The sequence below is a fragment of the Actibacterium sp. EMB200-NS6 genome (genome assembly GCF_001305615.1).
Classification (GTDB): domain Bacteria; phylum Pseudomonadota; class Alphaproteobacteria; order Rhodobacterales; family Rhodobacteraceae; genus Actibacterium_A; species Actibacterium_A naphthalenivorans.
On the sequence record NZ_CP010870.1, the window covers coordinates 17,279 to 30,551 of the forward strand.

At 60.0% G+C, this 13,273-nt stretch carries 11 protein-coding genes; 4 read left to right on the forward strand and 7 right to left on the reverse strand.

What is annotated here, in order from left to right; all coding sequences use genetic code 11:
• Positions 1 to 133: 133 nt before the first annotated feature.
• Positions 134 to 1,063, reverse strand: a complete 930-nt coding sequence (locus TQ29_RS17790; RefSeq protein ID WP_054540515.1) for a DUF2493 domain-containing protein — start codon at positions 1,061 to 1,063, stop codon at positions 134 to 136.
• A 629-nt stretch (positions 1,064 to 1,692) separates the two neighbouring features.
• Between TQ29_RS17790 and TQ29_RS17795 the strand changes: the two genes are divergently transcribed.
• The 3 genes from TQ29_RS17795 to TQ29_RS17805 all read left to right on the forward strand — a co-directional run bounded on the left by TQ29_RS17795 (position 1,693) and on the right by TQ29_RS17805 (position 4,416).
• Positions 1,693 to 1,968, forward strand: coding sequence for a hypothetical protein (locus tag TQ29_RS17795; protein WP_054540516.1), 276 nt, complete (start codon positions 1,693 to 1,695; stop codon positions 1,966 to 1,968).
• Positions 1,968 to 2,300 carry a hypothetical protein gene (locus tag TQ29_RS17800; RefSeq protein WP_054540517.1) on the forward strand — a complete coding sequence of 111 codons (333 nt, stop codon included), beginning with the start codon at positions 1,968 to 1,970 and terminating at the stop codon, positions 2,298 to 2,300. The genes TQ29_RS17795 and TQ29_RS17800 overlap by 1 nt, the downstream gene beginning before the upstream one ends.
• A 493-nt stretch (positions 2,301 to 2,793) precedes the next feature.
• Entirely contained in the window at positions 2,794 to 4,416 is a 1,623-nt protein-coding gene (locus TQ29_RS17805) for a cation:proton antiporter family protein (RefSeq protein WP_054540518.1), read from the forward strand.
• A 53-nt stretch (positions 4,417 to 4,469) separates the two neighbouring features.
• On the opposite strand, the gene TQ29_RS17810 is transcribed toward TQ29_RS17805, so the two are convergent.
• The 6 genes from TQ29_RS17810 to TQ29_RS17835 form a co-directional block, all read right to left on the reverse strand.
• The gene (locus TQ29_RS17810; RefSeq protein WP_054540519.1) at positions 4,470 to 7,193 is read right to left on the reverse strand and encodes a cation-transporting P-type ATPase; all 2,724 of its coding nucleotides are present in this window, start codon (positions 7,191 to 7,193) and stop codon (positions 4,470 to 4,472) included.
• A gap of 171 nt (positions 7,194 to 7,364) precedes the next feature.
• On the reverse strand, positions 7,365 to 8,252 hold the full coding sequence (locus TQ29_RS17815; protein WP_082386772.1) for a universal stress protein: 888 nt from the start codon (positions 8,250 to 8,252) through the stop codon (positions 7,365 to 7,367).
• A 296-nt stretch (positions 8,253 to 8,548) separates the two neighbouring features.
• Entirely contained in the window at positions 8,549 to 9,457 is a 909-nt protein-coding gene (locus tag TQ29_RS17820) for a universal stress protein (RefSeq protein ID WP_054540521.1), read from the reverse strand.
• Positions 9,454 to 10,878 (reverse strand): Na+/H+ antiporter NhaA, encoded by a 1,425-nt coding sequence (nhaA, locus tag TQ29_RS17825; protein WP_054540522.1) that lies wholly within the window; start codon positions 10,876 to 10,878, stop codon positions 9,454 to 9,456. Before nhaA ends, TQ29_RS17820 begins: the two co-directional genes overlap by 4 nt.
• A gap of 37 nt (positions 10,879 to 10,915) precedes the next feature.
• A complete protein-coding gene (locus tag TQ29_RS17830) occupies positions 10,916 to 11,536 on the reverse strand; it encodes a carbonic anhydrase (RefSeq protein WP_054540523.1) in 621 nt (206 codons plus the stop codon).
• An 81-nt stretch (positions 11,537 to 11,617) separates the two neighbouring features.
• On the reverse strand, positions 11,618 to 11,860 hold the full coding sequence (locus TQ29_RS17835) for a zf-TFIIB domain-containing protein (protein ID WP_054540524.1): 243 nt from the start codon (positions 11,858 to 11,860) through the stop codon (positions 11,618 to 11,620).
• Positions 11,861 to 12,036: 176 nt separating this feature from the next.
• Here TQ29_RS17835 and TQ29_RS17840 point away from each other — a divergent pair, with 176 nt between their 5' ends.
• A complete protein-coding gene (locus tag TQ29_RS17840; protein ID WP_054540525.1) occupies positions 12,037 to 12,969 on the forward strand; it encodes a hydrogen peroxide-inducible genes activator in 933 nt (310 codons plus the stop codon).
• Positions 12,970 to 13,273: the final 304 nt, after the last annotated feature.

Below are 13,273 nucleotides of genomic sequence, written 5' to 3' on the forward strand. Positions count from 1 at the left end.
GCCAATCATTTCCAAGTTTTGCTTGGCACGCATATACCTATCAAAACATAAAATTGCTAGGCATAAGTTTTTTGTGGCACCGTCACTCCGATGAGAAAAGGAAAAAGGGCCGCCCGAAGGCGACCCTCTATGTTCAAGTCTCCGCGGTCTTCTTCGCCGGGTCCGCAACCCGCATGACCTTCAGGCCTTTCGCTTCCGCCTTCTGCCCGAGGTTCAGCGCGACCCCGTTGCCGCCGAAGAGAACAACCCCTGTCGCCGCGAACTTGTCGTCCAGCATTTCGTCGTTGCACTTGAACGGTGCCGCCCGCCCATGCGCGGACCAGCGCGGATCGAAGCGCGCCTGTGCTATCCCGCGTGCCCGGGCCCACCGAGCTGCAATCATCTCCGCCCCGTGCTTGCCACCCTTGTGGCAGAGGAAGATATCCTGGTTACGGTTCTGCTTGATCCGTTCGCGAACCTTGTCGAGCGTGTTGAAGACCACATCAACATCGGTCCAGTCGGTGGCGCCCGAGACGATCAGGGGCACCCCCTCGACTTTCGACTTCTCGGCGGTCTCGCGATCGTGCTGCTCCAGGAGCTGCCGCGCCTCGAAGACCGCCCCGGTCTCTTGCGCCCGGACGCTGGCGCGCGAGCCTGCCGCCGGAATGAAGGCATGGCCGGTCTCGATCTCGTAGCATTCCGCCGCCGCCTCGCTCATCACCTCGATGGCGCCGACAATCTCGCGCAGTTGCAGAAAGCGGGCCTGCGCCTCTTCGAGCGCGGTCTCGGCGATCTCCGATCCGTCGTGGGATTTTGCCAGCGCGCCGATCTTGTCGGCGGTGCGGTCGACCTCCTTGCCGAGCGCCACCTTGCGGCGCTGGAGGATCGTCGCGAGCCCATGGGCCAGCGGTTCGATTTCGGCTTCAAGCCCGGTCCCGCGCAGCTGCCCGAGCAAAGCCTCGAAGCTCTCGCGGATGATGCGGTCGGTCAGGATGTGATCCTCCGGGATCGGCAGGTGCGCGTCCTTCTCGGTTAGTCCGAAAAGCTCGATGGTCTCGTAGGTGTTTGCGGTGTCGTAAGCCATGTCTGGTCTCCAGTGTTCGGTTCCAAGGCCACCACGTGAGTGTGGGGGCATGGCCGAATGCCTGGTTTCCGAATCTGCCCGGGTCAGGGACGGCGCAGCCGCCGGCTTGCCGGGCGCAAAAGTTTTCTGCGCACAGCACTCGAAACATGCGCGGCCTCACATACGGGACCGCCCCGCGCCACGGGCCCCGCCCTCGCCGAAAAGTTTTGCGATCCTTGACGCGGGCTGATTTGGGGGCCATCCGGAGGATATGCTTCCGCACTCATGTGTGTGTGTTTTGACGGTAGGTTTGCCCGACCCGAGCAGGCAAACGGCCCGACCGGACGCGGGAGACGGATGGAGCGGCGGGAACGTTTTGGCCTCGGGCCAAAACAGACCAGAGCGCAATCCGGCGGAGCGGCCGGGGAGGGACGTGCTCGCGAGGCGGGCAAACCGGGATGCCAGGCGCAACACCGCGGTGAGGCCGCATGGCCGAATGCGCGACGGACCGAAGGGCCGTTCTCCCCTGCGACACGCGAAGCCGAGCTGGGGAGGCCGCAAGGCTGTTGACGCATTTCTCGTGGTCGGCCTGCCCGGCTTGCCAGGTATAGCAATACTTGGTAGTCTATTGGAGCACCGAGGAGTTTGCCATGAGCGTTCAAAAGCAATCCGTCAGTTTCACCGACACCGCCTACACCTTCGCAAGGGAACTGGTCGAAGCAGGCGAGTACCCCAATGTGAGCGCCGCAGTTTCGGGTGAATTGGCGAAGGCTAAGGCTGAACGTGACCTTGAGCGTACTTTGCTTGAGGCAGAACTGGAGCGCCGACTGTCCCTGCCTCTCGATCAATGGGAACCTGTCGGCGATGCCGCCGGCGTCACTAAAGGCGCACGGGCCCATCTTGCCGCGATGGCCCAAAAGACCTGATGCGTTTTATCAGGCATCCGTTCTTTGAACGGGACCTTATCGGTATCGTTAACCATATTGTCGACGTGACTGACGGTGACGTTGCAGCAGCAAGCCGCCGCCTGGATGAAATCGATGCCCTTCTCCAAGAAATTTCTGCAAACCCAACATCTGGTGCTCGGCTCAGCGGCAAACTGGATGGATGGCTCGTGCGCCATGGCGGCGCCGGTCAGCGACTGACCATCGTATTCAAACCGGATGTAGACGCCGGGCAGATTTATCTCGCTCTTGTCGCGTTCGGCGGCCGGGATTGGATGCGACTGGCGTCAGCGAGACAGGTGTTCGCTGATTAGCCTTAGAGCCAAGGAGTGGCGGGAAAGTTGTAGACCGGACCTTCGCTGCGCTCGAGTTGAACGGACAAGATGCGGACTAAGCGGACCTATGCAAGTGCAGCGGATGCGACCGCAGAAACCCCTCAATCGCAGATCGCACCTGCAGCATCAGAGATCCGGCAACGAGCAAAACCACCGAACCAGTCATTCAAAGGCGCGCCGATGGCCGGAATTCAAACCGACCTTGTGCGGCATCTTAGGTGAGGCAGCAAGATGCGGATTCTGTCGACCCTAGCCTGAACAGTATCAAGCATCGCAACGGATCCTCTGGGGACGTTGACCCCCAGTTCGAGATGCAACGGTGCAGCCCGCCACTCGGGCCGTTCGCGTCCAGAGCAGCGATCTTGGAAACCGGGGGGTATCGGTACAGAAATAGCTACCGATTCTGTTCGGCAATGGTTTGCGCCGCAGCCAGTAAGTGGCCATAAATACGGTGAGCGTTTTAGGGGGAATTATGGAATTCGAATGGGTCGCGATCGCGCTTGGGGATGTCGCCTGGATCTCGCTGGCCTTCTTCCTTGGTTTTTTCGCAAGCCAGGTCGGATTGCCACCGCTGGTCGGATTTCTCGCCACCGGGTTTGCGCTGCACTTCCTGGGGTTTTCGAGTGGTGAGGTCCTCAACAAACTGGCTGATCTGGGGATCACGATCCTGTTGTTCACCGTTGGCCTGAAGCTGAACCTGAGAATGCTGCTCAAGCCCCAGGTCTGGGCGGTCACCACCTTGCATTCCGGCGCTGTCACGGTCGTATTCGGTATCCTGGTTTTTTGGCTGGCGCTATTGGGCCTTCCGTTGTTTGCCGAGCTCGACTTTGGCGCCGCGCTGACCCTGGCCTTCGCGCTGAGCTTTTCCAGCACCGTCTTTGCCGTCAGCTCGCTGGAAAAGGCGGGCGAAATGAATGCGCTGCACGGCAGCCTCGCCATCGGCATTCTGATCATGCAGGATCTGGCTGCGGTGGTATTTCTGGTCGTTTCGACTGGCAAGTTACCCTCGCCCTGGGCCGTATTGCTTGTGTTGCTGGTGGTCCTGCGCCCGGCGCTCATCCGCTTGTTGCACCGTGTCGGGCACGGCGAGCTCTTGATCCTCTATGGGCTGGTACTCGCCTTGGGCGGCGCCGAACTGTTCGAGCTGGTCGGGGTAAAGGGAGATCTGGGCGCCCTTGCGTTCGGCGTACTGGTCGCAGGTCACGCGAAATCCAACGAGCTGGCCAAGTCCATGTTCGGGTTCAAGGATCTATTCCTCGTCGGGTTCTTCCTGTCGATCGGGTTGACCGGCCAACTCTCGTGGTCCGCGGTTTTGGTCGGCCTCGCGCTCGCCCCGCTCATGTTTGCCAAGTCGGCGCTTTTCCTTGTGCTGATGACCCGGTTCCGGCTGCGGTCCCGGACCTCGCTTCTGGCGACGTTGAACCTGACGAACTTCAGCGAATTCGGCCTGATCGTCACCGCGGTAGGGGTGGCCAACGGCTGGCTCGACAGCGAGTGGCTTGTTGTCGTCGCAGTGGCGCTGGCGGCATCTTTTGTCGTCACCGCGCCTCTGGTCGCCAAAGATGACCGCATCTATGGGCGGTTCCGCAGCTTCTGGACCCGGTTCCAAAGACCTGAACGGCTACCCGACGACGACTACCTGGATACGAGCAGCGCGACGATTGCGGTGTTCGGCATGGGACGGGTCGGCACAGGCGCTTATGACAAGATGCGAGCGCTGCACGGCGATACGGTGATCGGGATCGACTTCGGCTCCGAGCAAGTGCGGGCGCACCAAGCGCAGGGCCGAAACGTTATTCACGGCGATCCAAGTGACGCAGATTTCTGGGAGAAGGTTGACCGGAACCACCAGATCAATCTGGTGATGCTGGCGCTGCCGAACCTTGTGGCCAGTCTGGACGCCCTGGAACAGCTGCGCAACATCGGTTTCGAGGGCCGTATCGCGGCAACGGCAAAGTTTCCGGATGAGGAGGAAGCCCTGCGCCGAAACGGCGCCACGAGCGTCTTCAACATCTACCGTGAAGCCGGCACCGGATTTGCCGATCACACAGAGACACCTGACTCGTACTTTGAGGCCAATGCACCCCACTGCTGATCTCCACCTGGTGCTGATCGGTGGCCCATTGCACTCTTCTCCTGACCGGTGATCTACCCTCTGTTCCGGTTCTCCAGCACAGGTCTCCGCAAGGCGAAACGCATCTGCTTTTCGGTTTCGATCAACGCAAAGAACACGGCGCCGACGCCGACAATCAGCAGGCCGTCCAGCAATGGGACGGCTTGCGTCCCGAACACAGCCTGCAGGAGCGGAACATAGGTGATCGCGAATTGCGCAGTCGCGACCGCGATGACGCAGGCCCAGACAATCTTGGTGCCCTTCACCGCAGCCCAGGTCAGCGACGTGCCGTGGATGTTGCGAATGAAGAAGAGGTGGAAGATTTCCAGCACCACCAAGGTGTTCATCGCCATGGTCTGCGCCAGCACCTGCGGGTAGCCCTTGTCGATGGCATAGGCAAAGATCCCAAAAACCGCGACCAGGAAAAGCGTCGAAACGAGCACGATGTGCCAGATCAGTTCGCCCGTCAGAAGGGGTTCCTGGCGAGGCCGGGGCGGGCGTCGCATTGTGCCGGGTTCGGAAAGCTCGAAGGCAAGCGCGAGGCCGAGCGTTACGGCCGTGATGAGGTTGACCCAAAGGATCTGCACCGCCGTGATCGGCAGGGCCATACCAGCAAAGAGCGCCACCACGATGGTCAGGGCTTCGCCCGCATTGGTGGGCAGCGTCCAGCTGATGACCTTCTTGATGTTATCGTAGACCGTGCGCCCCTCGCGCACGGCGGCGGCGATGGAGGCGAAATTGTCGTCGGCCAACACCAGTTCGGCGGCCTCCTTGGCGGCCTCGCTGCCCTTCTGCCCCATCGCGATCCCCGCATCGGCGCGCTTGAGCGCGGGGGCGTCGTTCACCCCGTCGCCGGTCATCGCCACGGTTAGACCACGCGACTGAAGCGCGGTGACGAGGCGCAGCTTGTGGGCGGGCGAGGTGCGCGCGAAGATATCGGTACTCACCGCCGCTTCCGCCAATTCGGTCGCGTCCATGGCCTCGATATCGGCGCCGGTCAGAACCCGGTCATGGTTCTGCAAACCGATGCGTTCGGCGATGGCACGCGCCGTAGCGGCGTGGTCGCCGGTGATCATCTTGACCCGGATTCCGGCGCGGTGGCACTCGGCCACGGCCTCGATCGCCTCGGCGCGGGGCGGGTCGATCAGGCCGATCAAGCCGATCAACATGAGCCTCCCCTCCAGATCCGCCAGCTCGAGCGTTCGGTGATCGCCAGGGACCGCGCGGGTTGCCACCGCGATCACCCGCTGCCCCTCGGCGGCCAGTTCGTCGACCGCCCTGTGCCAGTGCCCGCTGTCGAGCGGCTCGCGGCCGCCATCGGGTGCACACTGCTTCTGGCACATCGCTATCACCGCCTCGGGCGCGCCCTTCACGTGGATACGGGCTTTGCCGTCATGGTCGTGATGCAGCACCGCCATGTAGCGATGCGCGGCGTCGAAAGGGATCTCGTCGGTGCGACACCAGCTCTGAAACGGCTCGGAGCCATGGCCGGTAATCTTGCCGGCCAGCGCCATCAGCGCTCCCTCCATGGGGTCGCCTTCGACGCGCCATCCGTCGATATGATCGTGTAAAACCGAGTCGTTGCACAATCCCGCGGCGCGGGCGAATTCCGTCAAAACCAGGTGCTCGTCCGGATCGACATCGGCCTCGCGCCAGCGCACGGCCCCTTCGGGGGAATAGCCGTTCCCGCCAATGGAATAGACGTGCTCCGAGGCGGCGAGCGTTGCCGCCATCATCTCGTTGCGGGTCAGCGTGCCGGTCTTGTCCGAACAGATCACCGAGACCGAGCCGAGCGTCTCGATTGCCGGGAGACGGCGGACGATGGCGTTGCGCCGGGCCATTGCCTGCACGCCGACCGCGAGCGTAATTGTAAGGACTGCCGGAAGGCCTTCCGGGATTGCCGCCACTGAGAGGCTGACCACGGCCATGAAAAGATCTGAGAATGGCAGGTGGCTGACGAAATAGCCATAGACCAGAAGGATGGCCGCTATCATGAGGATAAACAGCGTGAGCCAGCGGGCGAAAATGTCCATCTGGCGCACGAGCGGCGTGGTCAGCGTCTGCACCTCGGAAAGCATGCCGCTGATCTTTCCGATCTGCGTGCCGGCCCCGGTGGCGACGACAACGCCGCGTCCGGTTCCGGTCGCAACGAGCGTGCCACTGAACAGCATCGAGGTCCGGTCACCGAGGGATGCATTTTTCGCGGCCGGCCCAGCGCCCTTGTCGACCGGAACGGATTCGCCGGTCAGGATCGCTTCTTCGACCTTGAGGCTGCGGGCCTCGATCACGCGCAGATCGGCCGAAACCCGGTCGCCGGCCTCTATCAGGACGATGTCACCCGGCACCAGATCGGCGGCGTCCACGCTGACGCGGCGGCCGTTGCGAAGGACCGCCGCGCGGGGTGCAAGCATGCCCCGGATCGCCGTCATCGCCTGTTCGGCGCGCCCCTCTTGAACGAACCCGATCACGCCGTTGACGACCACGACCATGAGAATGACGCCGGTATCTATCCAATGTTGCAGCGCCGCCGTGACGACGGCCGCACCCAGCAGCACATAGATCAGCACATTGTTGAAATGCGCCAGAAACCGCAGCACGGCACTGGGCCGGGGGGGGTCTGGCAGTCGGTTCGCGCCATGCACCTGCAAGCGCCGATCCGCTTCGGCGGCCGACAATCCCTGTGCCGTCACGTCGAGGGCGAGCAGAGCATCATCCGTCGAAAGAGCATGGAAATCCCGACTCCGTGCCGGTTTTGTCATTTATCTCTCCAATTCGTAGCGCGCCAAGTCTTTGGCTCCTGACCGGACGTGTTCCTTTTGCGCGGTTGTCACAATAGCCTCTGACCTGGTTTCTTCCGGCGTGCGCGATATCAGCGGCGACACCCGATAGACATCATCCTAGGGCAAGTCGGCCTTCGGTGCGTCCACATTTCAAACCGTTGGCTGCAATTCCGACGTCTCGGCCGCCGCATCCTGACGGATGGCCGTAACAAGCAGCACATCGCAGGGGGGCGACGACATGGCATCAATCGCCGTGCTTCCCAGCAAACCGAGCACCAAGGGCGATCGGGCATGCACACCCAGAGCCAACAGATCGGCCCGGCTGCGACGGACTTCCTGCCCTAGAATTGAGGTGGTTCCGCCTTCGCGCAACTTCTGCCTTGTTCGGTCCTTGGCGAGGTCGAGAGTTTCGATGAACCTCGTCAACTCTGCAAACAGCGGCCGCTCAATGGCGTCGCGTTCTTTTTTCGGAATGTCGCCCTCCGCATTCGTACGCATGGTCAGCCCCTTGAATGGGATATGATAGGCGTGAACGAGCGTGAGATCGGCGACGGGTGCAACGCGAGCGGCGACCTCGGCCGTCCGCCGCGCCATCGGGGAGAAATCCACCCCAACAATCGCCGTATTGTAAGGGCCTGTCACCGGATCCCGAACCAGCAAAACCGGGGTATCGCTGTATCTTGCCATCCGTTCGAGTGTCGTGCCTGCGAAAAGCTCTGCGATGCCACGGTTTTTGTGGGTGCCGACGACAATGAGATCGGCCTCCAGGTCTTGCGCCTTCTGCACGATGACCTTCCAGGGTTGACCGGCTTCGACATGGACAACCGCGCGATCGCCTTCGCCTTTTGCAGACAGGAGTTTGGCGATGTCTCCCCGGGCAGCTTCTGAAAGATCGGCGAAGATCTGGCTCGGCAGGTCTTCGTCGATCACATATAGAACGTGCAATTCAGCACCAGTCTCCTTTGCCAGTGCCAAGGCACGTTCAAATGCGCGGTCGCTTCTTGCAGATAAGTCAGTTGCTGTCAGGATACGTCTCATTGATTTTCCTCCATTTTAAACACGCGGCCACTACAGAGCGGAAACCCGTCGCCGCACTATGCAATAAATGGGTACTCGCACTCCTGAATTCAGCAGGAATCAGGTCGAAAATGGGAAGGCCCGCTTCGATTTCCCCTGTGCAGAAAGGTGAAACGGAGGCCTCTTGCTTTGGTGCGTTCCCTAGCGCGTGGTTTCGCAGTAGGCACCTTGATCCGCAGGCGACAACCTTGCGGCGCGGACTAGCCAAGCACCTTGAGGGCTACCAAGCTGGCATTGGCCGTTGAGAACCTGAAGGGTCACTCTTCTAGCAGCAAAACCGGTGTTTCAAATCCGTTCGGCTTTACTGTGAGAATACTGCACCTCTGCGAACCCAGAACTGTTTCAGCGGTATTGCCAATAAAGTATCCAGGAATTCCCACACGCGCGACGGATCCCATCACGATCAGGTCGATCTGTTCCTGTCGGACAATTTGGCCAATCGCCCGCTCCGGGCGTCCTCTCGGCAAATGAATGCGGTGATTGAATTGCGATGTCGAATAGCGGGACAGGAGGCTGTTGACCGCTGCATGATGTTTATCGTGGTGACGCTTTAGGATGGCGTCACGCTGTTCGATGGTGATCTCTGACCTTAGGGAATCGCGATCATTCCCATCGACGTCCCATGCATGCGTGATGTGCAGGACAGCGTGGTCGCGCGACGCCAGGGATGTCGCCAGACCCATGATCAAGGTATTGATCTGGTCTTCTGAATCCGAATTGTGCGGATCTACAGCCGCCAGGATTCTTTGGTAAGGGACGACTTGATCCGGCTTGACGATCCACACTGGGCACGGGCACTTCCGTACGAGATGTGTCGCAGTGCTGCCAAAGAAAATCTGTTTGATGGTACTGCCGGATTCGGCGCACGCGAGCACCAGATCATGTTCGGCGCGAATAACCTGCCGAATGACTTCAAGAAATGGTATTCCGGTGAGGACCAACGTCTGGACATCGGATACGCCGGCATTCTGGACGCCAAGGGAGAGTCGGCGAAGACGCTTTTCGGTTTCGGCGACCAGTTGAGGGGAAGCCTCACCGTCACGCAAAACCACCGTGACAGTCAAACGTGCAGTGTTTTCTCGGGCCAGCGACACCGCTTGTTCCAACGCGTCCTCTGCGCCAATTGCATCATCGAAAACCACCAGTATATTGGTGAACCGCTTCATGACATCTCCTGCTTTTGCACGGGTCGGCGGTGTTCGGCTTGCTGCTCGGAGTCAGGTGTCGGGTTGCCGACAAGATAGAGCCAGACAAATCCGGTCACGCCCGCCAGAAACGACGCGCCAAGGATGCCGGTCTTGGCCATCAACAGCAGGTCATCCTGCCCCTCGAAGGCAAGCTGTGCGACAAAGATCGACATGGTAAAGCCGATCCCGGCCAAAAGGGATGCTCCGGCGATTTGGGTGAACCGGGTGCCACTGGGCAAGACGGCCAGGCCCAACCTGATGGCCAGCCAACTGGCTCCGGTGATGCCGATGAACTTGCCCAGGATCAGGCCCAGTGACACCCCCATCAAGACAGGATTGCTCAGGGTTTCACCCAACGCGCCAGTGTCTATTGCGATACCGGCATTGGCCAGCGCGAAGATCGGGATCACCAGGAAGGCCACGGGCATGTGCCAGAACTGTTCGAGCCGCTGCAAAGGGGCTTCGACCAGGGTAACACCGTTTCTCAGGGCCTCTACTTCGCTGCGCAGCTCTATGTTGGTCATCACATTCTGCCCGCTCCGATGGCTGGCATCGAACCTGTCCATCAAGGCGCGGACATGGGCGCTGAACCGTTCCGGATTGTATTTTGGGTATGCGGGCACGGTCATCGCCCCGATCACCCCGGCCAGTGTCGCATGGACCCCCGACGACAGAAGCGCGTACCACAAAAGCACGGCGACCAGAAAATACGGGACCGGGTCGCGAACGCCGCTTCGGTTCAGTACAAGAAGCACCAAGAACAGAAGAACGGCGATGAACAAGGGCATCAGAGCGATGGAGTCGGTGTAGAAAACGGCAATCACCATCACCGCGCCCAGGTCATCTACTATGGCTAACGCAACCAAGAAGGTCACCAATGCCTTTGGGGCACGTGTGCCCAGCAACGCCATGGCACCAATCGCAAAGGCAATATCGGTCGCCATCGGAATGCCCCAGCCCGCTGCCGCATCGCCGCTTGGGTTGAGGGCAAAGTAGAAAAGCGCCGGCACCACCATGCCACCGATGGCTGCCGCGATCGGCAGCGCAGCGTTGCGTGGATTGGCGAGTTCTCCGACCAGAAATTCTCGCTTCAATTCAAGCCCGACAACGAAGAAGAAGAACGCCATCAGCGCGTCGTTGATCCAATGATGCAACGACATCTTCAGCGTCCAGTCGCCGAAACCTATACCGACATAGGTCTTCAGTATCTTGTCGTACGCTTCGGCAAATGGCCCGTTGGCTAGGACAAGCGCCAGCACCGCCATACCCATCAACAGTAGGCCGCTTGTGGTCTGACGATGCAGAAACTGCTCAAACGGCGTCACGATGCGGCGAAAACTCTTTTCCCACGGGGCAAGGGTCAACCCGTCATCAGAGGCGTGCAGATCGGATTTGCTCATGTTTTTCTTTCAAACTTTCAACTCATAAGCCCGCGGATCACGCTGGCAGAAATTCTTTCGAGTCCGCGTCCAGGATCGACAGCGCGCCACCTGCAAGATCATAGTGCCAGCCGTGCAGCGTCAGCGCCCCATCCTCGACGCGCGACTTGATCCAGGGATAGCTCATCAGGTTGTGCAGCGAATGCGCGACAGAATGCTTTTCGCAGGCCGCGTAGCGCGCTTCGCCCTTGGCATCGGGGTCTGCATCCAGTGTCTCACGCACGGGTTCGGCGATGCTCATCCAGTGATCAATGAACGAGCCGTTGGCGCTGTCGGGATCCTTGTCTACCAGCGCGCGGATGCCGCCACACTGCGCATGGCCCAGCACAACGATATGTTGAACGTTCAGACCGGTAACAGCGAACTCCAGGGCCGCGCTTGTGCCGTGAAACGTGCCATCATCCTCGCAGGGCGGCACAAGGTTGGCCACGTTGCGCACGACAAAAAGCTCGCCGGGATGCGCATCAAACACCGTGGACGGATCGACGCGGCTGTCGCAACAGGACACCAGACAAATCCGCGGGCTTTGCCCCGCGGCCAGCGCCTCTAAACGAGCGCGGTTATCCTTGAAATAGCCATCCCGGAAACGCGCGTACCCTGCGATTAGTTCTTTCGGCATGAATAGAGTCCTCATGTGGCGGCACAGACATCGCCCTGTGCAATCCAGGGCGGTTTGGCCTGCGTTGTTCAGGGTGAGCGGTCAAAAATCAAAAAGATCGCCAAGAAGAGAGCTCGCCGTTTTGGGCTTGCGCCTCCGCCCGGACGGATCGGAATAGACCCGGTCGGGCGCGGGATGATCGACAGCCGCCGCTGTCGCGCGTTCGATGATCTTGTCCAACTCGCCGCGATCCAACCAGACCCCTCGACAATTGGGGCAATAGTCAATCTCGACCCCGCTGCGCTCAGCCATGATTAGGGGAGTATTGTCGACGGGGCATTTCATGTGATCTCCGATCTTTGTTTGATTTGGGGACTTCCCACATAGCGCTCGCGGTGGCCCGCTTCGGGTGCCGCACTTTTCATTTGGGTATCTCGCAACCATAGTTGAATGGTAATTCTTCGAAAGTATTGATAGGAATATTCTATCAATCTCTGCCTCCTCAAAGAAATGAAGAGACCATGACCCGATCCCAGGTGACCCTGAAACAGCTTCGATATCTCGTAGCGTTGTCCGATTTCGAACATTTCCGAAAAGCGGCTGAATCCTGCGACATCAGCCAGCCGTCGTTCAGTGTGCAATTGCAGAACCTGGAAGGCGCCTTGGGCGTACGATTGGTTGAACGCGCGCGCGGTGGAGTGATCTTTACTCCCCTGGGTCGCGAGATTGTGGCCCGGGCGCGCCGCGTTGTTTTCGATGTGCAATCGATCAAAGACTATGCCGCTGCGGCTGTTCAGGGCATGACAGGAACCATCCGCCTGGGAGTAAATGCCACATTGGGCCCCTATCTTCTTCCTCGGGTTCTCGCGGCCTTGCATCGCGAACATCCGGATACAAAGCTTTACATCCGCGAAGCCAAACCAACCAGCCTCGAGACAGAGCTTGGAACCGGAATTCATGACGTCATTCTAGCGCAATCGCCGATCCATAATCCTGACTTCGAAGCCGCGCCGCTGTTCACCGAACCGATTTTCCTGGCGATGTCCGCCGACCACCCGCTGGCCGGGCGCGCGTTTGTTTCAGTTGCCGACCTCAAGGGGTTGCCGGTCCTATCGCTTTCCCCGGGATACCATCTGCACGATCAGGTGCATGCCCTGTGTGAAAGCTTCGGGGCCCAGCTCATCCGCGATTATGAAGGAACCAGCCTGGATGCATTACGCCAAATGGTGGCGATGGATATGGGCACGACTTTTCTGCCCGCGCTTTACGCGCAGTCCGAGATTTCCCGGCTCGGCGATGTTGTGACCATCCCCCTCAAAGGGCGCCGCATTTCCCGCTCAATTGGACTTGTATGGCGTAAAGGGGCGGGACGGTCATCTGGCTACGCAGACCTGGCTGATTTCATCAGGGACGTCGTCCAAAAGGAGTTTAGGGTTCTTGCAGCCGACCAGTAAAACCTTCTGACATCCTCATCGGCGTGACGTCAGTTCCCGAAATGGCAACGGCATTCAGGACACACCCGCCGATGACATCGATCACCACCTTGTGCGCGTGCAGTCGACACATTCAAGACGCAGCGACTTTGTCCCGCGACTTGCTCATTCGTCTCAAAATCTCACTGCGACTTGCCTGATGTGAACGACGGCTTATCTCGCCGCGCTGTAGCGACGAAACTCGCGGTGTTGCAGGGGAAAAATTCTGCGTGCGCGCGCAGCAAGGAACTGACACTTCCGGTGTGGGCTCTTCGGTAGCATTAGC

Bases quoted from the DNA above. Each gene is read 5' to 3' on its own strand.
- TQ29_RS17790 (WP_054540515.1), bottom strand. From the start codon at position 1,063: ATGGCTTACGACACCGCAAACACCTACGAGACCATCGAGCTTTTCGGA.
- TQ29_RS17795 (WP_054540516.1), top strand. From the start codon at position 1,693: ATGAGCGTTCAAAAGCAATCCGTCAGTTTCACCGACACCGCCTACACC.
- TQ29_RS17800 (WP_054540517.1), top strand. From the start codon at position 1,968: ATGCGTTTTATCAGGCATCCGTTCTTTGAACGGGACCTTATCGGTATC.
- TQ29_RS17805 (WP_054540518.1), top strand. From the start codon at position 2,794: ATGGAATTCGAATGGGTCGCGATCGCGCTTGGGGATGTCGCCTGGATC.
- TQ29_RS17810 (WP_054540519.1), bottom strand. From the start codon at position 7,193: ATGACAAAACCGGCACGGAGTCGGGATTTCCATGCTCTTTCGACGGAT.
- TQ29_RS17815 (WP_082386772.1), bottom strand. From the start codon at position 8,252: ATGAGACGTATCCTGACAGCAACTGACTTATCTGCAAGAAGCGACCGC.
- TQ29_RS17820 (WP_054540521.1), bottom strand. From the start codon at position 9,457: ATGAAGCGGTTCACCAATATACTGGTGGTTTTCGATGATGCAATTGGC.
- nhaA (WP_054540522.1), bottom strand. From the start codon at position 10,878: ATGAGCAAATCCGATCTGCACGCCTCTGATGACGGGTTGACCCTTGCC.
- TQ29_RS17830 (WP_054540523.1), bottom strand. From the start codon at position 11,536: ATGCCGAAAGAACTAATCGCAGGGTACGCGCGTTTCCGGGATGGCTAT.
- TQ29_RS17835 (WP_054540524.1), bottom strand. From the start codon at position 11,860: ATGAAATGCCCCGTCGACAATACTCCCCTAATCATGGCTGAGCGCAGC.
- TQ29_RS17840 (WP_054540525.1), top strand. From the start codon at position 12,037: ATGACCCGATCCCAGGTGACCCTGAAACAGCTTCGATATCTCGTAGCG.